Annotated in this window: 19 protein-coding genes; 17 read left to right on the top strand and 2 right to left on the bottom strand. The window is 60.4% G+C overall.

Annotated elements, in window-relative coordinates; genetic code table 11:
- The first annotated feature begins 152 nt into the window (after positions 1–152).
- Together OU694_RS15050 and OU694_RS15045 are read left to right on the top strand one after the other, a co-directional pair.
- Positions 153–2009 carry an ATP-binding protein gene (locus OU694_RS15050; protein WP_308911837.1) on the top strand — a complete coding sequence of 619 codons (1857 nt, stop codon included), beginning with the start codon at positions 153–155 and terminating at the stop codon, positions 2007–2009.
- A gap of 30 nt (positions 2010–2039) precedes the next feature.
- Positions 2040–2525, top strand: a complete 486-nt coding sequence (locus OU694_RS15045; protein WP_308911836.1) for a dihydrofolate reductase — start codon at positions 2040–2042, stop codon at positions 2523–2525.
- On the opposite strand, the gene OU694_RS15040 is transcribed toward OU694_RS15045, so the two are convergent.
- A complete protein-coding gene (locus OU694_RS15040; RefSeq protein ID WP_308911835.1) occupies positions 2506–3567 on the bottom strand; it encodes an Mrp/NBP35 family ATP-binding protein in 1062 nt (353 codons plus the stop codon). The two genes, OU694_RS15045 and OU694_RS15040, sit on opposite strands and share 20 nt — an antisense overlap.
- Positions 3568–3714: 147 nt before the next feature.
- Between OU694_RS15040 and hflK the strand changes: the two genes are divergently transcribed.
- The 6 genes from hflK (at position 3715) to OU694_RS15015 (ending at position 8739) form a co-directional block, all read left to right on the top strand.
- Positions 3715–4818 (top strand): FtsH protease activity modulator HflK, encoded by a 1104-nt coding sequence (gene hflK / locus OU694_RS15035; protein ID WP_308911834.1) that lies wholly within the window; start codon positions 3715–3717, stop codon positions 4816–4818.
- A gap of 5 nt (positions 4819–4823) precedes the next feature.
- Positions 4824–5705 carry a protease modulator HflC gene (gene hflC, locus OU694_RS15030; RefSeq protein WP_308911833.1) on the top strand — a complete coding sequence of 294 codons (882 nt, stop codon included), beginning with the start codon at positions 4824–4826 and terminating at the stop codon, positions 5703–5705.
- Between the two features lie 12 nt (positions 5706–5717).
- Positions 5718–5909 carry a DUF2065 domain-containing protein gene (locus tag OU694_RS16405; protein ID WP_373460423.1) on the top strand — a complete coding sequence of 64 codons (192 nt, stop codon included), beginning with the start codon at positions 5718–5720 and terminating at the stop codon, positions 5907–5909.
- 71 nt (positions 5910–5980) lie between these two features.
- The gene (locus OU694_RS15025) at positions 5981–7477 is read left to right on the top strand and encodes a DegQ family serine endoprotease (protein WP_308911832.1); all 1497 of its coding nucleotides are present in this window, start codon (positions 5981–5983) and stop codon (positions 7475–7477) included.
- Between the two features lie 129 nt (positions 7478–7606).
- Positions 7607–8158: a hypothetical protein gene (locus OU694_RS15020; protein WP_308911831.1), complete on the top strand. Its 552-nt coding sequence runs from the start codon at positions 7607–7609 to the stop codon at positions 8156–8158.
- A 26-nt stretch (positions 8159–8184) separates the two neighbouring features.
- Positions 8185–8739 (top strand): PAS domain-containing protein, encoded by a 555-nt coding sequence (locus OU694_RS15015; protein WP_308911830.1) that lies wholly within the window; start codon positions 8185–8187, stop codon positions 8737–8739.
- Positions 8740–8743: 4 nt separating this feature from the next.
- Here the strand turns inward: OU694_RS15015 and serB are convergent, their stop codons facing one another.
- The gene (serB, locus tag OU694_RS15010) at positions 8744–9658 is read right to left on the bottom strand and encodes a phosphoserine phosphatase SerB (protein ID WP_308911829.1); all 915 of its coding nucleotides are present in this window, start codon (positions 9656–9658) and stop codon (positions 8744–8746) included.
- Between the two features lie 33 nt (positions 9659–9691).
- Here serB and miaA point away from each other — a divergent pair, with 33 nt between their 5' ends.
- From miaA to OU694_RS14965, 9 genes are all read left to right on the top strand, one after another.
- Complete coding sequence (miaA, locus tag OU694_RS15005) at positions 9692–10624, top strand: tRNA (adenosine(37)-N6)-dimethylallyltransferase MiaA (RefSeq protein ID WP_308911828.1); 933 nt, start codon at positions 9692–9694, stop codon at positions 10622–10624.
- Positions 10625–10832: 208 nt separating this feature from the next.
- Positions 10833–12629 carry an acetolactate synthase 3 large subunit gene (locus OU694_RS15000; protein WP_308911827.1) on the top strand — a complete coding sequence of 599 codons (1797 nt, stop codon included), beginning with the start codon at positions 10833–10835 and terminating at the stop codon, positions 12627–12629.
- Between the two features lie 37 nt (positions 12630–12666).
- Entirely contained in the window at positions 12667–13179 is a 513-nt protein-coding gene (gene ilvN / locus OU694_RS14995; protein WP_308911826.1) for an acetolactate synthase small subunit, read from the top strand.
- A gap of 43 nt (positions 13180–13222) precedes the next feature.
- On the top strand, positions 13223–14242 hold the full coding sequence (gene ilvC / locus OU694_RS14990) for a ketol-acid reductoisomerase (RefSeq protein WP_308911825.1): 1020 nt from the start codon (positions 13223–13225) through the stop codon (positions 14240–14242).
- Between the two features lie 173 nt (positions 14243–14415).
- Positions 14416–15012 carry a hypothetical protein gene (locus OU694_RS14985; RefSeq protein ID WP_308911824.1) on the top strand — a complete coding sequence of 199 codons (597 nt, stop codon included), beginning with the start codon at positions 14416–14418 and terminating at the stop codon, positions 15010–15012.
- Between the two features lie 478 nt (positions 15013–15490).
- Positions 15491–17044, top strand: a complete 1554-nt coding sequence (locus OU694_RS14980) for a 2-isopropylmalate synthase (protein ID WP_308911823.1) — start codon at positions 15491–15493, stop codon at positions 17042–17044.
- Between the two features lie 219 nt (positions 17045–17263).
- On the top strand, positions 17264–17863 hold the full coding sequence (locus OU694_RS14975) for a porin family protein (protein ID WP_308911822.1): 600 nt from the start codon (positions 17264–17266) through the stop codon (positions 17861–17863).
- A 330-nt stretch (positions 17864–18193) separates the two neighbouring features.
- Positions 18194–18802, top strand: coding sequence for an outer membrane protein (locus OU694_RS14970; RefSeq protein WP_308911821.1), 609 nt, complete (start codon positions 18194–18196; stop codon positions 18800–18802).
- A gap of 255 nt (positions 18803–19057) precedes the next feature.
- The gene (locus OU694_RS14965; RefSeq protein ID WP_289503061.1) at positions 19058–20092 is read left to right on the top strand and encodes a rod shape-determining protein; all 1035 of its coding nucleotides are present in this window, start codon (positions 19058–19060) and stop codon (positions 20090–20092) included.
- Positions 20093–20166: the final 74 nt, after the last annotated feature.

Raw genomic sequence — 20166 nt, 5'->3', positions numbered from 1 at the left:
GAGGTGACAGCCCGGCTCAACTTTTGTTACTAAGATGTTTCGTTTGAATATTATTCGCCCCACGCGGCGGCAGGATGCCTTGAAAGGGCTCCATGCAGATGCGGGGCGGTTTGTTGGGGTAATTGTCCTTGGCGGAGCGCCAGAATAGAAACGTGCGCAGTCTGCTGGTTCACGCGGCCGTTGTTCTGGTGACAGCGGCAATGGCGGCCATCACGGCACGCGAGGCGCTGAATGTGTCGCGGGAGGTGGCCGAGGCACGCTTTCAGGCTGTCTCGGGCGTCCTTGCCGAACGCCTGAACGGCCAGTTCGCTTCAAATCTGCGGGCAGCCGGCAACATTTTTGCCATCTATAACATTGTCGACCGGCTGGACGCCGACCAGTTCCGACGTTTTGTCGGTAGCGAGGCGGCGCTTTCGAATGGCCGGGCCTTCGTGATCGCGGCCCTGCGTGCCACCTCCGATTCCGACGAAAGGGTGAACGCGCTGGCGCGGGAGTTGAAGGTCGAGAATTTTGCGATCCGCGACATGCCGGCAGCAACAGAAAGCAGTTTCCGCTTCCCCGCCTTCTTCGTATGGGGGCGCGACGCCGAAAAAGCCAAAGATATGGTCGGGATGGACCTCGCTGGCTTGCCGCAGGTCCGCCACATGATCGTGGAGGCTAGCGCAGGCCGGCGTATCCTGGCGGCCCCGCTTGACCGGCAGGCTGCCGACTATTTCGGGGTTGAATACGGCGTACTCCTGATCACGCCCTTCAGTTCCGAAAAGTCCCGCCTTGCAGGCGCCATCCTGCAGATCATCGACATGGCGAACGTTTCAACCGAACTCCTGACGGATTCGCGTTTCGAAGGTTACGGCCTGCAAATCGATGGCGTCGGCATGCCGGAAAGCTATGGGCTGTCGCTCGTGGTGCGCGGCGACAAGCTGGAACCTGTTGACAGGAATGCCTGGAAGCCCGGCGACTATATGTTCCAGACAACCCGCATGATCGGCAGCGGCGAATGGCGCATGACCCTGTGGGCACCTGCGCAATTCTTCCCGCTCGATTACAGCCGGCCTGTTGCTGTGGTCATCACCTGGATCATCATCGGCTGCCTGCTTCTGGTGATCATCGGTTCGCAGTCCCGCCGCGCCGAGCGGATCGTGGAAATCGTCAATCGCCGCACGCAGGCGCTGAAGGACGCGCACCTGGAGCTGGAAGAGCATTACAAGCTTCTGCAGCACCTGAACCAGGATCTGGATGACGCGCGCCGCAATGCCGAAACGGCGAACACGGCCAAGTCCGAGTTTCTGGCCACAATGAGCCATGAACTGCGCACGCCGCTCAACGCCATTCTCGGCTTTTCGGAACTGCTGAAGAACCAGTCGCTCGGTGCCATCGGCGATCCCCGGTATGTCGAATATGCGAACGATATCCACGTAAGCGGGGCGCATCTCCTGCAGCTTATCAACGATATCCTCGATCTCGCCAAGCTTGAGGCCGGCAAGACGGTGATCGAGCGCTCGCCCCTGTCGCTTCATGAAGTCGGCAACCGCATCATCTCGCTGCTGGGCCAGAGTGCCGAGGAAAAAGGGCTTGAACTCAGCCTTCAGGTTGATCCGAACCTACCCCCCCGAATCATGGGCGACTCGTTACGGATCAGGCAGATCCTGATCAATCTGGTGACGAACGCCGTGAAATTCACCAATCATGGCAGCATCCGTATCGCCTTCACTGCCATTGAGCGTGCGGACGGCCCCGGCTGGCGCATGTCGGTCCAGGATACCGGGATCGGTATTCCGGCTGAAAAGCTGCCGACACTTTTTGAACGGTTTTCTCAAGTGGACGGTGCCCGCACTCGCGCGTTCGGCGGCGTGGGCTTGGGCCTCGCCATCTGCCGCGAGCTTTCAACCCGCATGGGCGGTGCGATCTCGGTTGAAAGCAAAGTCGGCGAAGGCACCACCTTCTGGTGCGATTTCCCGCTGATCGCGGTGGAAAACGACCCCGAAGACAGCGATATGTCGATGATCTGACGCATCGACCTGATCCGGAAAGTGAGTTCCATGACCCTTGAAATCGTCGTCGCCATGGCGGCCAACCGCATCATCGGACGCGACAACGGCCTGCCGTGGCACCTGCCGGCAGACCTGAAGCATTTCAAGGCGGTCACGATGGGCAAGCCGGTGGTGATGGGCCGCAAGACCTTCGAGTCCATCGGCCGCCCCTTGCCCGGTCGGCGCAACATCGTGGTGACGCGGAATGCCGGCTGGCAGGGCGAAGGCGTGGATGTGACAACCAGCTTGGACGCGGCAATCGCGCTGGCGCATGAGGCCAGCGAGACGGTGATGGTGATCGGCGGCGCCGACATCTACCGGCAGGCCCTGCCGAAGGTCGACCGCATCCATCTGACCGAAGTGGAAGTCACGGTTGACGGCGACGCCAGTTTCCCCGAGCTTGACCCCACGGAATGGCACGAAGTGGCTCGGGAAAGTTTTCCGGCAGAAGATGGGCGCCCGGCTTACGCCTTTGTCACGCTGGAACGACGCTGAGGCTCGCGGCCACGGCCTTGGCGATGCGTTTGTAGGCGGCGGCTTCCGGGCTTTCGGGCGCGCTTTCCACAATCGGTTTGCCTTCATCCGCACTCAGGCGGATTTTCATATCGAGCGGAATACCGCCCAGGAAAGGCGCGTCCAGTTCGGCTGCCGCTTCGGCCGCACCGCCATGGCCGAAGATATGGGCTTCATGCCCGCAAGCCGGGCAGAGATAGCTGCTCATATTCTCGATGATGCCGAGGATCGGCACATTCACCTTGCGGAACATGGCGAGGCCCTTGCGGGCGTCGATAAGGGCAAGATCCTGCGGGGTCGATACGATCACAGCACCCGAAAGGGTCGCCTGCTGCACCATGGTCAGCTGCACGTCACCGGTGCCCGGCGGCATGTCGACAATCAGCACGTCCAGCGGTCCCCACGCCACTTCCTTCAGAAGCTGCTGGGTGGCGCCCATCACGCGGGGGCCGCGCCATACCACCGGCTGGTCATTGTCGATTAGGAGGCCGATCGACATGGCCTTCACGCCGTGGCTGAGGATTGGCTGGATCATCCCGTCCTTGAGGGAAGGTTTTTCGGTGATGCCGAGAAGCATCGGCAAGCTCGGCCCGAAAATGTCGGCGTCCAGAATGCCGACCGAGAGGCCGAGGTCGCGCAGGGCAAGGGCAAGGTTCACCGAGGTTGTCGACTTGCCGACGCCGCCCTTGCCGCTTGCCACCGCGACGACGTGCCGCACACCGGGAATGGTCGTCGGCTTCGGTGGCGGCGGGGTGCCATGGGCGCCGAGCTTCATGCCGCCAGATGGCATGGCGGGTGGCGTCTTGGCGGCTGTCATCACCACATTCACCGATGCCACACCGGGCATTGCCTTCACGGCGGCTTCGGCGCGGGCGCGCACGGCAGCGGCGTCGGTGGGCTTGTCGCTGCCGAAATCAAGGACGATGCCGATATTGCCGTCGTCGATGACGATGGCGGCGATGGCCTCGCCCCGGATGACGTCGGAAAGGGCAGAACGGATGGCAGATTCGGAAAGATCGGACATGAAAGGCTTTCCTTGCATGGGATTCTTGGCCGGCAAACATTGCAGCAGGCTGGTGCCTAACATATATGTGGGGGCAGTACATATATTAAGTGCTTGCCATATAATCTGTCGGGGCGACGCGTCGCCCCCATCTGGAGGGAGAAAACTATGCCTTGGCAATCGAACGGTGACGGCGAAAGGCCGAACCCCTGGGGCGGCGGCGGACCGCGCCGACCGGGTGGCGGCGGCTCGGAGCCGCCGCAGCTCGACGATCTGATCCGCAAGAGCCAGGACCAGCTTCGCCGCGCATTGCCGGGCGGCAAAGGGGGCGCAGGCATCATTTTCCTGGCCATTCTTCTCATCTGGCTGATGTCGGGCCTCTACCGTGTTGGCACCAACGAGCAGGCAGTTGTCCTGCAGTTCGGGAAATGGACGGAATCGGCCGGCCCCGGCCTCCATTGGCACCTGCCATTCCCGATCGAGACCGTGGAAGTGCGCGGCGTGACCGACGAGAAAACCATCGAGATCGGCAGCCGTGGCACCATGGGCCGTCCGGGCCTGCGGCAGGTTTCTTCGAGTGCCACCGACGAAAGCCTGATGCTGACGCAAGACGAGAATATCGTCGATATCAAGTTCAACGTCGTCTGGCGCATCAAGGATCTTGGCAACTATCTTTTCAATATCAGCGATCCCGACGGCACCGTGAAGGCGGTTTCCGAGAGCGCGATGCGTGAACTGGTGGGCCAGAACAAGATCACCCCGATCATTACCACCGCACGTGGCCAGATCGAAGCCGATGCCCTGCAACTGATCCAGGATACGGTTGACAGCTACAAGGCCGGGATCGAGGTCCTGCGTGTTCAGATCATCGAATCCGAAGCGCCAGCCGAGGTAAAAGACGCCTTCCTTGACGTGCAGCGCGCCGAAGCCGACCAGCAGCGCATGAAGAACGAGGCGGATGCCTATGCGAACAAGGTCGTGCCAGAAGCCCGCGGTACTGCCGAGCAGATGAAGCAGGAAGCTGAAGCGTACCGTGCCCGTATCGTGGCGAATGCGCAGGGTGAAGCCTCCCGTTTCACCAGCGTCTACAACGAATACAAGCTCGCGAAGGATGTGACGCGCAAGCGCATGTATCTTGAAACCATGGAAGAAATCCTGACCGGTATGGACAAGATCGTGATCGACGAAAACGCAGGCTCGGGCGTCGTGCCCTATCTGCCGCTGAATGAACTGAGCAAGACGAAACCGGCCGATGCCGGGAAGGCGGAGTGAAGGCCATGAATGCAAAAGCCATTTCGGGCGTTGTCGTCCTCGTCCTCGGTGCCCTTCTGATCGGTGCCTCGATTTTCACCGTCAATGAACGGCAGCAGGCGATTGTCGTGCAGTTCGGCGATCCGCAGCGCACGGTTATCGAGCCCGGCCTGCATTTCAAGACGCCGTTCGTGGAGCAGGTCATCTATCTCGACAAGCGCATCCTCAGCCTTGATGTCCGCCCGCAGGAAGTGTTGGCCTCTGACCAGCGCCGTCTTGTGGTGGACAGCTTTGCCCGCTTCCGCATTGCTGACCCGCTGAAGACCTATCAGGCGGCCCGCACGGAAACGAATGCGTCGGATCTTCTCGAGAAGATCATGCAGTCCTCGATCCGCCAGATGCTAGCCAACGAGCGCATGACGGCCATTGTTTCGGGCTCGCGTTCTGAACTTATGAAGCGGATTTCCGAACTGACCAACGAACGCGCTGCGTCGCTTGGCCTCGAAGTGCTGGAAGTGCGCCTGAAGCGCGTCGACCTGCCGGCGGCCAACAGCCAGTCGATCTTCCAGCGCATGGAAACCGAACGCCAGCAGGAAGCGGCTGAAAAGCGTGCAGAAGGTCAGGAGCAAGCCCTTGCCATCCGCGCTATCGCCGACCGGAAGGTTGCCGAAACACTTGCCGAAGCGCGCCGCGAAGCCGCAATTGTCCGCGGTGAGGCAGACGCCGAAGCAACCCGCATCTTTGCCGAAGCCTACGGGCAGGATCCGGAATTCTTTGAATTCTACCGGACCCTTGCAGCTTATCGGACCACGCTCGGTAAAGCGGATACCCGGCTTGTGCTTTCGCCGGATAGCGAATTCTTCCATCTGTTCCTTGATCCGAACGGGAACAGCAAGCGCAGGAAGTAACGCGAGGGCCTTGTGTTCTGGACCTCGCTCGTCGCAGCAATCGGGCTCGCCCTCTTTATCGAGGGGGCGGCCTATGCGCTTTTTCCGGAAGGAATGCGCAAGGCGCTTGTCGCAGTTCTGGCACTGCCCGCCGCAAAGCTTAGGTTCGCGGGCTTGACCGCAGCCGGGTTAGGTGCACTTCTTATATTCATGGCGCTGGGTTGAAGCTTGCTTTCACCCCGCCGCAGCCTCCCGGGGCCAACACGGGACTTTGACTGATCAAAGGAGAGATGTGCGTGAGCACCTACGAAAACAGAAACCTGACAGCGAAGAATGGACGCCGGATGACCTTGCGCTCGGCGCTTATGGCAGTCGCTGCCGTCTCGACCCTGGCCGTCGGGATCAGCCGGGCCGAAGCGCGTGGTACGCCGGAGAGCTTTGCCGATCTCGTGGACGAACTGTCACCCGCCGTCGTGAATATCTCGACCGTGCAGACGCTGCGCGGCCCCGGCCGCCGTGCGCTGCCGCAGTTGCCTGAAGGCATGCCCTTCGGCGACCTGTGGGAAGAATTCCGCGACCGGATGGATGAAGAGGAAGCCGAGCCGCAACGCGCCCAGTCGCTCGGGTCCGGCTTCATCATCGACAAGGCCGGTTATGTGGTCACCAACAACCATGTGATCGAAGATGCCGACGAAATCACGGTCATCATCAAAGACGGCGAGGAATTGCCGGCCAAGGTGGTGGGCCGTGACAGCAAGACGGACCTTGCGCTTCTCAAGATCGAGGATGGCAACGACCTGCCGTTCGTCCGCTGGGGCGATTCCGACAAGGCCCGTATCGGCGACTGGGTGATGGCGATCGGCAACCCGTTCGGCCTTGGCGGTTCGGTAACGGCCGGGATCATCTCGGCTCGCAACCGCCCGGTCGGCTCCGCTTATATCGATTTCATCCAGACCGATGCGCCGATCAACCGGGGCAACTCGGGCGGTCCGCTTTTCAACATGGCCGGTGAAGTGGTTGGTATCAACAGCGCCATCTTCTCGCCGTCGGGCGGCAACGTGGGAATCGGCTTCGCCATTCCGTCGAACGATGCCCGCCGGTATATCGAGGAGCTGAAAGAGCATGGCAAGATCCGCCGCGGCTGGCTGGGTGTGACCATCGAGCCGGTGACCGAGGAAATCGCCAAGAGCCTTGGTCTCGATATCAAGGAAGGCGCCATCGTCAACCGCACCTTCGATGACAGCCCGGCCAAGGCCGCAGGCATCGAAGCTGGCGATATCATCCTCGCATGGGACGGTAAGGCGATTTCCGATACCCGCAGCCTCAGCCAGGAAGTGGCTCGCACCGAGGTCGGCAAGCCCGTGAAGGTGGATATCATCCGCCAGGGCAAGCGCATGTCGATCAATGTGAAAACGGGCGAACTGCAGGACGACGTTGCCGAGAATGACAATAACGGACCTGACGGCCCGCGTGGCCCCAATATGTCGGACCGTGAATTGGTGCAAGGTATGGAGCTTGCGCCGCTGAACGGCGACCTGCGGGGTCGCTACCGGATTGCCGACGATGTGGAAGGCGTTGCCATCGTGCGCGTCGACCGCCGCTCGGAAGCTTTCCAGGCCGGTATCCGCGCCGGCACGGTGATCATGCGTGTCAATCAGGAGCCGGTAACTTCGATCACCGATGTTGCCGACAAGATTGACGCCGCCGAGGCGGAAGGCCGTGAAAGCGTGCTGCTGCTTGTTCACTTCCGTGGCAATACGGTCCACATTCCGCTGACGCTTGAAGCGGAATAAAGGCAAAGCGCCAGGAAATATGAAGAAAAGGGCCGGTATCCACCGGCCCTTTTTGCATTTGTTGGCGATCTGGGCCGAATTGTATATTCTGCTTGAGGGGCTCGAATTTTTGCCAATAGGGGACCAGGGGTGTCATCTTCTTTCGATATCTACGAGCAGGGGCTTGTGAAATCGGGTGATGGTAACCTGAGGATCGCTTGGCATTGGGTCTCGTCACCGACCGACCTTGAGGACGAGGCGCGCGTTGTGCAGGCAGCGCTCGACAAGCGCGCTGCGGGGCGGGGGTTCTATCGTCGGTCCGACCTCGTGCCCACCGATCTCCTGAAACAATTGCCGATGATCGTGTTGATGGATGTGGTGCGGGACGGCGATCGTCAGCCGTTCGACCTGCTGATACGGCTGATTGGTACCGATGCCGAGGCCTATTACGGCAAGGTCACCGGCTGGCTTGTCTCCAAGGTGCCGATGCGCGAAGCATCCGACCGGGTCATGGCGGCGGCCGGCAAGGTTATCGAAAATGGCCGATGCGGGGTTTCCACGGCTTACGGCTTGACGCAAGGCAAGGAATATCTGACCGTTGCTGCCAGCTATTTCCCGTTCATGGATGAAACGGGCACGGAGGTGCGCGGGTTGCTCATCCATATCAATGTGACCCGTGGCCGCCCGGCAGAGGGTGTTTAGGCCTTGTGGTCGGAGTTGGTGCCATCGTGACGACGTCGTTCCAGCCAATGATACATGATGAAATCCTGCAGCAGACAGGCGATCTGCGATCCGAATGGCGTTGGGTCGTAGACCGCATCCGTCTTGGCAAGGACAAGCAGGCTGTTCTCGCAGCGCTTGACGCGGCGGCAGGTGAGCGTGGCTTTTACGTGAAGGCCGATGTGCGGCCTTCGGCACTTGCGCCCTATCTGCCGAAGATCTGCCTCTTCGATCCGATCTATGGCGAGGCTGGCGCACCGCCCGTGGATGGTCAGATCCGACTGATGGGCACATGGGTCGAACGCTTTTACGGCCGCCGCACCGGCCGGAAATTTTCAGAAGCTGTGCTGCAGGAGGTCGGGAAGCGCCAGCTTGCCGCCATACAGGCGTCCTGGCATGGCCGCAAACCGGGCCGCACGCTTGCCTGGGGGCACAGCTATCAGGGCGTCAACCTGGTGGTCGATGCCATGTATGTGCCGCTTCTGAATGCAGGCGGCGACGAGGTGGTCCAGTTTCTCGTGCATGTGGATGTCATCCCCGAAACCCAGTTCGAGGATAACTGAAGTCTCACGCCCGGAATTCGTCCCTCCGGTATCCCTGAATGTAAAGAAGGGCCGTCAGGTTGCCGTGGCGGATGGCGGCGCGTGCGGCGGCCTCTGCCTTCGGTTTGGCGCGGAAGGCGACCCCCATGCCGGCGGTCTGGATCATCGGGATATCGTTGGCGCCGTCCCCCACCGCCATCGTTTCGTCCGGAGTCAGGCCAGCGGCCGTCCTGAGTTCGATCAGTGTATCGACCTTGGTACGGGCGTCCGAAATCGGTGGGATAACCTCGCCCGTCAGCTTGCCGGCCCGGAGGCCCAGAACATTCGCCCGGTTGATTTCGAACCCAAGCTCGGTGGCCACCCGGCCGGTGAAGAAGGTGAAACCGCCGGAGACCAGTGCGGTGAGCGCGCCGTTCCCGCGCATCGTCTGGATCAGTGTGCGGCCGCCGGGTGTGAATTCGACCCGTTCGTCATAGCAGCGCTGCAGCGCGGCTTCGTCCAGCCCTTTAAGGAGGGCAACGCGCTCATGCAGGGCGGCGATGAAATCGAGCTCACCCCGCATCGCCGCTTCGGTCACGGCGGCGACCTTGTCCTTGATGCCGGCGAAATCGGCGAGTTCATCAATGCATTCGATGGTGATCATGGTGCTGTCCATGTCGGCCACCAGAAGTTGCTTGCGCCGGCCGGCGGCATCCTGCACCACATGGTCGACAGGGAAGGGGGCAAGCGCCTCCGTCACCGCGTCGCGCAGGCCCGTGCCGAAATCGGCGTCGAAGGGCAGGTCCAGCGCCTCACCGTCCGACAGCCAATCCGCCTCGCCCGAGGGCAAGCCCCGCTCGCCAAACAGGCTGCGCGCCGCGGCGAGGGCACCATCAAGGGCCTCGCGGCGTTCGGAAGCCGCATTCTCGGGGTTGACGATCAGGGTCAGCACCAGTTTCATGTCACACCATTCTGATTGAAAAGCCGGGGAAATATGTCGCGCGTCATACTTATTGCAGGTCCAACCGCGAGCGGCAAGTCGGCTTTGGCCTTGCGGCTGGCTGAAGACCTGGGTGGTGTTGTGATCAATGCCGACAGCATGCAGGTTTACGCAGGCCTCCGCGTGCTGACCGCCCGGCCAAGCGCTGCGGACGAAGCCCGCGCCCCGCACCGCCTGTATGGCACGGTTGCCGATGACGTGGCCTATTCGGCTGCAGACTGGGCAGCGGCAGCGATGGCGGAGATCGAGGCAGCCCACGACGCCGGCAAGGTGCCGATCCTTGTGGGCGGCACCGGCATGTATTTCAAGGTGCTGCTTGGCGGCATCGCCGAGATACCCGAGATACCTGAAGACATCCGCGCCCGCGTGCGGGCCAAGGTGGCGGCAGAGGGAAGTGTTGCCGCGCACGCAGAGCTTGCCCCGCTTGACCCCGTAGCGGCCGCGCGCCTTTCTCCGGGTGACAGCCAGCGGGTCTCAAGGGCACTTGAGGTCGTGCTGGCGACCGGCCGCCCGATCACCGACTGGCAGGCGGATACGAAGCCCGGCCCGCTTGCACCGCTTGATGCTGCAGGACTTGTCGAGAAGATTGTCCTCGATTGGCCGCGCGAGGAGCTTTACGCCCGCTGCGACCTCCGGTTCGAACTGATGCTGGGGGAGGGCGCCCTCGCCGAAGTCGAGGCGCTGATGGCCCGGAATCTGGATCCGACCTTGCCGGTGATGAAGGCTTTGGGGGTGCCGACCCTTGCCGCCTATCTTGACGGCGAAGTCGATCTTGAGGCCGCAAAAGCTGAAAGCCAGATGCAGACCCGGCGGTTCGCCAAGCGTCAGCTGACATGGTTCCGGAACCAGTTTGGCGACTGGCCTCGCTGGAACGCGCAATATTACGAAAACATTTACAGTGATTTTGTAATTAAAATATCAAAATAGCGGTTGACTATGAAATTTCCGCAAAATAAGGTGCCACTCCCGGCGCCGGATTCGTGCGGCGCGGGTCTTTGTCGTCGGGTTTGAAGTTCTGGCGGCAAGGATGAAGGGACCCACCCGTCGGCCAGAAGAGCCTCCTTAACAATCCGGGTCGCTTCGATCTGCGCGCGTGCGCGCGGAAACCACAAATGTTGAATGAGCGGACAGAAAAATGACGACGACCGATACCCAGATCCTCCCCGCGGCGGCTGAAACCGCTGAAATGCTCTCCGGCGCCCAGATGATCATGCGGGCCCTTGGTGAGCTAGGGGTCGAGGTCATTTTCGGGTATCCGGGCGGCGCTGTCCTGCCGATCTATGACGAGATTTTCAAACAGAACAGCATTCGCCACATTCTGGTGCGGCACGAGCAGGCCGCCGTTCATGCGGCGGAAGGCTATGCCCGTTCGACCGGTAAGCCCGGCGTTGTGCTGGTGACCTCCGGCCCTGGCGCCACGAACGCGGTGACGGGCCTGACTGACGCCCTTCTCGATTCCATTCCGGTTGTCTGCCTTACCGGGCAGGTCGCCCGCCACCTGATCGGCAACGATGCCTTCCAGGAAGCCGATACCGTTGGCATCACGCGCCCTTGCACCAAGCATAACTATCTGGTGAAGGATCCGGCGCTGATCCCGGACATCATCTATGAAGCCTTCTATGTGGCAACGAACGGTCGCCCCGGCCCCGTTGTGATCGATCTGCCGAAAGACGTGCAGATCGAAAAGGCACCCTACAAGCTTTCGGGTCAGAAGGCACACCGTACCTATCGGCCGCAGGTTGAAGGGGATGAGGAAAAGATCCTCGATGCCATCCGCCTGCTGGCGAAAGCCGAGCGGCCGATCATCTATTCAGGTGGCGGCGTGATCAACGCCGGGCCCGAGGCTTCCGAGTTGCTGGTTGCCTTCGCCCGTGAAACCGGCATTCCGGTAACCTCGACCCTGATGGGCCTTGGTGCCTTCCCGGCGTCCGACAAGCAATTCCTTGGCATGCTTGGCATGCACGGCACATGGGAAGCCAACCATGCGATGCATGACTGTGACGTGATGCTGGCCGTTGGTGCACGCTTCGATGACCGGGTGACCGGTCGCACCGACGCGTTCTCGCCGGGCTCGAAGAAGATCCAGATCGATATCGACCTGTCGTCCATCAACAAGAATATCCCGGTGGATGTCGGGATTGTGGGCGATGCGGCAAGTGTCCTGAAGCGTATGGTGACCCTGTGGCGCGACCTGAAAGCCAAGGATCACCAGCCCTCCCTCGATGCATGGTGGAAACAGATTGCTCATTGGCGCGCCAAGAAGTGCCTCTCCTACACCGACAGCACCGATGTGATCATGCCGCAGAAGGCGATCGAACGCCTGCAGGCACTGACCGCCGACAGGAACCCGGTGATCTCGACCGAGGTGGGCCAGCACCAGATGTGGGCGGCGCAGTTCCTCGGGTTTGACCGGCCGAACTGCTGGCTGACCTCGGGTGGCCTTGGCACCATGGGCTACGGCCTGCCGGCCGCCATCGGGGCGCAGGTTGCCTTCCCGGACCGTCTTTGCATCGATGTGGCCGGTGAAGCCTCGATCCAGATGAATATTCAGGAAATGTCGACAGCCAACCAGTACAAGCTGCCGGTCAAGGTCTTCATCCTGAATAACGAATTCATGGGCATGGTGCGTCAGTGGCAGGACCTGACCTACGATGGCCGCCGTTCGGAAAGCTATTCCGATGCGCTGCCTGATTTCGTGAAGCTCGCCGAGGCTTACGGCTGGAAGGGCATTCGTGTGTCTGATCCCAAAGACCTGGACGCCGCGATCCTGGAAATGATCAACCACGACGGCCCTGTGATGGTGGATTGCCTTGTCTCGAAGATCGAGAACTGCTTCCCCATGGTGCCGGCGGGTGCCGCGCATAACGAAATGCTGCTCTCGGGCGATGTCGTCGTGCAGCCTTCTTCGGACGAAGCTCGTGCTGTTGTTTAATCCCTCAGAACCCCCTCAAAGAAAGGCGGAAAGCACCATGCAAGAGCAGGGAACCATTGCGCGTCACACCATCAGCGTGATCGTGGACAACGAAGCGGGCGTGCTTGCCCGCGTGATTGGCCTGTTTTCGGGCCGTGGCTACAATATCGAAAGCCTGACCGTGGCTTCCGTGGACGCCGAAGCCAAGCGCTCGCGCATCACGGTCGTCACCACCGGCACCCGTATGGTGATCGAGCAGATCAAGGCCCAGCTTGACCGGCTTGTGCCTGTTCACAAGGTCGCGGACCTGACGGTTGACGGCAAATTCGTCTCGCGCGAGCTGGCGCTCGTGAAAGTGCGGGGCGAGGGCGAGAAGCGCGTTGAGGCGCTGCGGCTTGCCGATGCCTTCCGTGCCAATACGGTGGACAGCACCAGAACCAGTTTCGTGTTCGAGCTTACGGGCTCGGCCGACAAGATCGACGCTTTTGTCGAGCTTATGAGCGAACTTGGCCTTGTCGAGGTTGCGCGGACCGGGGCGGCAGCCCTGTCGCGCGGCGCCGACGGCCTTTGATAACAACCGACCATTTCCCCCAGAACTCGAGGAATACTGAAGAATGCGTGTTTATTTCGATAGTGATGCCGACATCAACCTGATCAAGGACAAGACCATCGCGATTGTCGGTTACGGCAGCCAGGGTCATGCCCACGCGCTGAACCTGCGCGACAGCGGCATCAAGAATGTGATCGTCGCCCTGCGCCCCGGTTCGGGCAGCGCCAAGAAAGCCGAAGCTGCCGGCTTCACCGTGAAATCGGTGGCCGATGCGGCCAAGGAATCGGACATGATGATGGTTCTGGCGCCCGATGAGCATCAGGCTGCTATCTACCGGAACGATATCCACGCGAACCTCAAAAAAGGCGCGGCGCTGATGTTCGCGCACGGCCTGAACATCCATTTCGGCCTCATTGAGCCGCGCGCCGACCTTGATGTGATCATGGTGGCCCCGAAGGGCCCCGGCCACACCGTGCGCAACCAGTATCAGCAGGGCCGCGGCGTGCCGTCGCTCATTGCTGTACATCAGGACGTCAGCGGCAAGGCGCATGACCTTTGCCTCGCTTACGCTTCGGCCAATGGTGGCGGCCGCGCCGGCATCATCGAGACCAACTTCCGCGAAGAGTGCGAGACCGACCTCTTCGGCGAACAGGCTGTTCTTTGCGGCGGTATCTCGGAACTGATCAAGGCGGGCTTCGAAACACTGGTTGAGGCGGGTTACGCGCCCGAGATGGCTTATTTCGAGTGCCTTCATGAAACCAAGCTGATCGTCGACCTGATTTACGAAGGCGGCATCGCCAACATGCGCTACTCGATCTCGAACACCGCCGAATACGGCGACTATTCGACCGGCCCGCGCATCATCACCGCCGAAACGAAAGCCGAGATGAAGCGCGTTCTGGACGACATCCAGAAAGGCAAGTTCGTGAAGGACTTCATGCTGGATAACGCCGCCGGCAACCCGGTTCTGAAAGCACATCGCGGCCTCGCGGCCCGTCATCCGATCGAGGAAGTGGGCGCCAAGCTGCGCTCGCTGATGCCGTGGATGAAGGAAGGCAAGCTCGTCGACCGCGAGCGCAACTGATTGAAGATTTGACTGATCCTTAGACGCTGCCATAGCACAGTGTCGCGGACTGGGGTGGGGCCGATGGCTCCACCCCGTTTTCTTTGATGCCTCTGCCGGCCATTAAATGATTGCCTTACCAAAAACACTATTATAGGTAGTGAATAATCTCGATTTTGGCAGGAATTGTGACAATGAAACTATTTAAAATTGTATCCGTTGGGCTTTCAGTACTTGCTGTTGTGGGCTGCGCTTCAACGACCCGTGGGCCTTACGAAGCGCTGGTGCTGGATAGCAAGCCCGGCAAGGCAGAGGTCGCGCTTTCCAACGGACGGGTTTGTACCACGCCCTGCAGTATCGAGATGTGGCGGAAACATGGTGTGGTGGCCAGTATCAGCCGCCCCGGCTACCAGACTGTGAATGTAACCTTTTCTGCCGGGATGGACGTTGATGGCGGGGTCGCCCTGTTTGCGGGTAATCTCGCCATATGCTGTGGCCTTGTCGGTGTCGTTGTGGACCTTGCCACGGGGTCAAATCAGAGCCTGTCGCCCAATCCGGTCGTTCTCGAGCTTACCCGGCTTGCTGATGGCGAGGCCCTTGCGGAACCCGTGGTGAAGCCGGGCGAGAGTTTTAGTTTTGAACCCTTTATCAAGGACGGGCTGAGGGAGCCGCTGACGCAGCGCGAGCAGCAAGCCGCTCTGATGACCGTTACAACACCACTGCCTGAAAGCAACGAGGACCCCGATGACGATAGGGTTTGCAGCCGGACGGCCTGCATGGATCAGGATTGATCCGATCAGAGAATCTTTCCGGAACGGTCGCAACGCTTAAGTTTTTAGCAAGGAAGTTGCGCTAATTTTGGCTTTGCGAACATCTTTCGATCTGCTAATCCTGATGTTCTGTGCTGGATTCGATCCAAGCAAGCATGAAGATGCAAAGGCCCGGGGCCAGTGCCCCGTAACGCGAACGAAGGAAGACCATTGGTTCAACAGCGGAAAAAGGCAAAGGCGATCGCCATTTCCCGCACGATGCAGGCGGCAACGCACGCTCGCATCGCGACCATGACCCTTCCGCTTCTCCTAATCGCGCTTATTCTCGCCGGGGCCGGGCGACTTATTGGCCCTTGAGCATTGCAGGCGAAGGCGCGGTAGTCGCGCCCGATGCTTAAGGGACCATCGCCATACAGAAACGGACCGCTGACCCCGAAAAGGGCGTCCATCGGCGCCGTTTCATTCGTTCATATGCATTCATGTAAGCGGGATGAAACCCATGTCAGGTAACGACGCAAACCGAATCCGAATTTTCGACACCACATTGCGTGATGGTGAACAATCCCCCGGCGCCTCGATGACGCTGGAGGAAAAAATCCGTATCGCCGAAGTCCTTGAGGCGATGAAGGTGGATATCATTGAGGCAGGCTTTGCCATTGCCTCCAACGGCGACTTCGAATCCGTCTCGAAGATCGCGGCCCAGATCAAGAATTCCACCGTCTGTTCGCTGGCGCGTGCCGCCACAGCCGATATCGACCGCGCTGCCGAAGCGCTTCGTCAGGCCAGAAGCGGCCGTATCCACACCTTCATTGCCACGAGCCCTCTGCACATGCGCGTCAAGTTGCAGATGGAACCCGAAGCAGTGCTCGAAGCCATTCACCGGTCGGTGAGCCATGCCCGCAGCAAGATCGGCGATGTGGAATGGTCGGCCGAGGACGCCACGCGCTCGGAAATCGATTTCCTGTGCCGCGCGGTTGAAGCCGCCATCAAGGCGGGCGCCACCACCATCAACCTGCCGGACACGGTCGGCTATGCCACACCGGCAGAATATGAACGCATGTTCCGCACGGTGATCGAGCGTGTGCCGAACAGCGACAAGGCGATCTTCTCGACCCACTGCCACAATGACCTCGGCCTCGCGGTCGCCAACAGCCTCGCGGGTGTTGCAGGCGGCGCGCGCCAGATCGAATGCACCATCAACGGTATCGGCGAGCGCGCGGGCAACGCGGCGATGGAAGAGATCGTCATGGCGCTGCGTACCCGCCACGATGTGATGCCCTGGTACACCAATATCGAGACGACCGAGATCATGCGGATCAGCCGGCTGGTTTCCACCGTCACGGGCTTTGCTGTGCAGAACAACAAGGCCATCGTCGGCGCCAACGCCTTTGCGCATGAAAGCGGCATCCATCAGGACGGCGTTCTCAAAAATGCCGAAACCTACGAGATCATGACCCCGGAATCGGTGGGCCTCAATAAATCCTCGCTCGTCATGGGCAAGCACTCCGGTCGCCATGCCTTTGCTGACAAGCTGCGCGAGCTTGGCTACGAGCTTGGCGACAATGCCTTTCAGGAATGCTTCCGTCGCTTCAAGGAACTTGGCGACCGCAAGAAGCAGATTTATGACGAGGATATCGTTGCGCTTGTGGACGACGAAGTGGCGACGAGCGAAAACCGCATCCAGGTGGTCAGCGTTTACACGCATTCGTCCTCGAACGGCCGGGCAGTATCGGACATGACGTTGCGGGTGGACGGCGAGGAAGTCTCGGTCGTCACCTATGGCTCGGGCCCTGTGGACGCGGCCTTCAACGCCATCAAGCAGATCATCGGATTCGATCCGCACCTGCAGCTTTTCCAGGTGCACGCGGTGACGCAAGGCACCGACGCGCAGGCCGAATGTACCGTCCGGCTTGAGGAAGATGGCCGCACCGTGAACGGACAGGGCGCCCATGAAGATACCGTTACGGCGGCAGCGCGCGCCTATGTGTCGGCGGTCAACAAGCTGACGCTGAAGCGCCAGAAGACGGCCCCCCAGCCGATGGTTGCCAGCTGATCGTCAACGGGATCAAGGTTTTAGGGAAGGGCTCCGCTTTGCCGGGGCCCTTTTCTTTTGGGCAAATCGCCGCATAACGGTCACATTCCGGCACGTTTTCTCCACTTCATCGCCGCATTGGCGGCTCAGGCTTTCCATCGGTTCGGCCCGTATGGACGACAGCATCACGGGCCATATGCCGGTGCATCCATAGTCTGAAAACAGAATGAAGGAGGCAAAATGATGCTCAGTAAAACGATCCTTTTAGTGCCCGTGATGGCGATGGTTTCCGGGCCCGTGCTGGCGCAGGAGAAGCCGTTCGATGGTTTCTACATCGGCGGTGAAATCGGCCGGTCCGACTTCGATCTCGAGCTTGAACCGGGTGATGAGGCGGTATCTTTTGATGATAGCGGCATGATTTATGGCGGCGTTATCGGTGCGCGCTCACAATTCGATTCCGGGCTGGTGCTCGGCGTTGAAGGCCGTATCGCCGAGCCTGACTTTAACCTGAGCCTGACAGATGGTGCCGATGTCGTCTCCCTTGAGCCGCGTATGCAATATGGCATTGATGGCGTTGTTGGCTTTGTGCCGGGCGTGATGCCGAATACACTGTTTTTCGGTAAGGCCGGTTACACACGTGCCCGCTCTCGGATGACCTTCCCGGGCGGCGAGACCGAAACGGACGGCACTGATGCCTTCCGCTGGGGTGGCGGCATCGAACAGTCGCTGTCGCAGAATATAAGCCTTAGGGCACAGGCCGTGCGCACCAACTATGACACGGTTGATAACATTGATTTGAAGGACTGGCAGGTAACGGCAGGCCTTCTGTTCAAGTTCTGATCACGCCCTGAAAGCCTATCGCCGCCGCCTCGCCGCATGCCGGGGCGGCGGCATTGATTCTGGCACACACACCGGCACTTCATGCAGCAAGGCCAGCGAAAGTTCTGTTTCTATATCAGTCGTTTATGGTGATGGTTTCACATTTGTGACGATACATTCTTTTGCCGCGCGTCTGCCACATCTCAGCCACAATCGGAGCCGATTTCTCGCTCCCGGCGCCTCACCGCTCAGTCACTTTAATGTGGATTGTCACCGGTTGCGGCGTCGCTAGTAGATACACGGCCCGGTCCCCAAGCCGGGCGCGTAAATGTACAGAAAAAAGGTGGCATTATGATGCTCAATAAAACGATCCTTTCGCTTTCGATGCTGGCAGTTGCTGCTGCGCCTGCCATGGCGGCAGACGAGAAGCCGTTCGATGGTTTCTACCTTGGCGGTGAAATCGGCTATTCCGATTTCAGCCTCGATATCGATGCCGGCGACGCGGAAGTTTCCTTCGACGACAGCGGTCTTGTTTATGGTGGTTTCGCCGGCTGGCGGAAGCAGTTCAACTCCGGCCTCGTGCTCGGCCTTGAAGGCCGTATCTCGAAGCCCGACTTCGATCTGACCCTCACCGACGGCGACGATACGGCAACCCTTAGCGCCAAAGAACAATATGGCATCGACGGCGTTGTCGGCTATGTGCCGGCGGCTCTTCCGAACACCCTGTTCTATGGTAAGGCGGGCTATACCCGTGCGCGCGCTCGCGCCGTGCTGACCGGTTCGGTCAACAGCTCGGAAACAGATAGCGGCGACGCTTTCCGCTGGGGCGGCGGCGTTGAACAGGCGCTGACCCAGAATATCAGCCTGCGCGCCCAGGCCATCCGCACCAACTACGAGTCGGTTGACGGTGCAGACCTCAACGACTGGCAGATGACCGGCGGCCTGATCTTCAAATTCTGATATTGAAGGCAGACGTCTATCCGGCCGCCGCTTTGCAGCAATGCAAGGCGGCGGCCTTCGTTTCGGATGCATTATGTTCCAATCCGGGGCAGTGAATGGCCCCGCCCTGAATAAAACATATTCCAGCGCCAAAAGACGCGTCACAGCCCTTGTATCGCGGCGTCTTCTGTCCCATAACCGGCATTCAGGACTCGCCTGTACTCGTGGAGGGCGAGGTGCCGCACGGGCGGCAGGGTTATGAATTAAGGGGCCACTATGCTATCCAAGCTTCTCGGCATGTTCTCGTCGGATATGGCAATCGATCTCGGCACGGCGAACACGCTTGTCTATGTCAAGGGACGCGGTATCGTCCTCAATGAACCGTCAGTTGTGGCGATCAAGAGCGAAGGCGGGCGGGACAGGGTTCTGGCCGTTGGTGATGAAGCGAAGCTGATGCTGGGCCGTACCCCTTCGGGCATTCAGGCCATCCGGCCACTGCGCGATGGCGTGATCGCCGATTTCCATGTCGCTGAACAGATGATCAAGCATTTCATCCAGAAAGTGCATAATCGCTCGTTCGCGAGCCCCCAGATCGTGGTTTGTGTACCGTCGGGTTCGACCGCCGTTGAACGCAAGGCCATTCAGGAATCGGCCGAGCAGGCTGGCGCCCGCAAGGTCTATCTGATCGAAGAGCCCATGGCTGCCGCCATCGGCGCCGGCCTCCCGGTCACCGAGCCGCAAGGTTCGATGGTTGTCGATATCGGCGGGGGCACCACCGAGGTGGCCGTTCTGTCGCTTTCCGGCATCGTCTATGCCACCAGCGTGCGCGTGGGCGGCGACAAGATGGATGAAGCCATTATCGGCTACACCCGCCGCAACCATAACCTCCTGATCGGCGAAGCCACGGCCGAGAAGATCAAGAAGGAAATCGGCACCGCGCTTATCCCCGAGGACGGCGTTGGCCAGACCATGATGATCCGCGGCCGCGACCTGATGAACGGCGTGCCGAAGGAAATGGAAATCAATCAGGCCCAGATCGCCGAAGCTCTGTCGGAACCCGTGTCCGCCATCGTCGAAGGTGTGAAGGTGGCGCTGGAACAGACTGCCCCCGAACTCGCGGCTGACATTGTCGACCGTGGTATCGTGATGACTGGTGGCGGCGCGCTCCTCAAGGATCTGGATACGGTGATCCGCCGTGCGACCGGCTTGCCGGTTTCGGTGGCCGACGAGGCGCTCACCTGCGTAGCGCTTGGCACCGGCCGCGCGCTGGAGGATGAATTCCTCCGTCAGGTTCTGACCGAAAGCTACTGATCCCCGGACCGCTTTTCAGAAAGATGCGGACGAAGGAGGCTGACCGCTGAATACCCGCATACTTTTTCCCGGCG

Source organism: Pseudokordiimonas caeni, from assembly GCF_026719705.1.
Lineage (GTDB): Bacteria > Pseudomonadota > Alphaproteobacteria > Sphingomonadales > Kordiimonadaceae > Gimibacter > Gimibacter caeni.
This window is presented reverse-complemented; position numbering and strand designations above follow the sequence as displayed.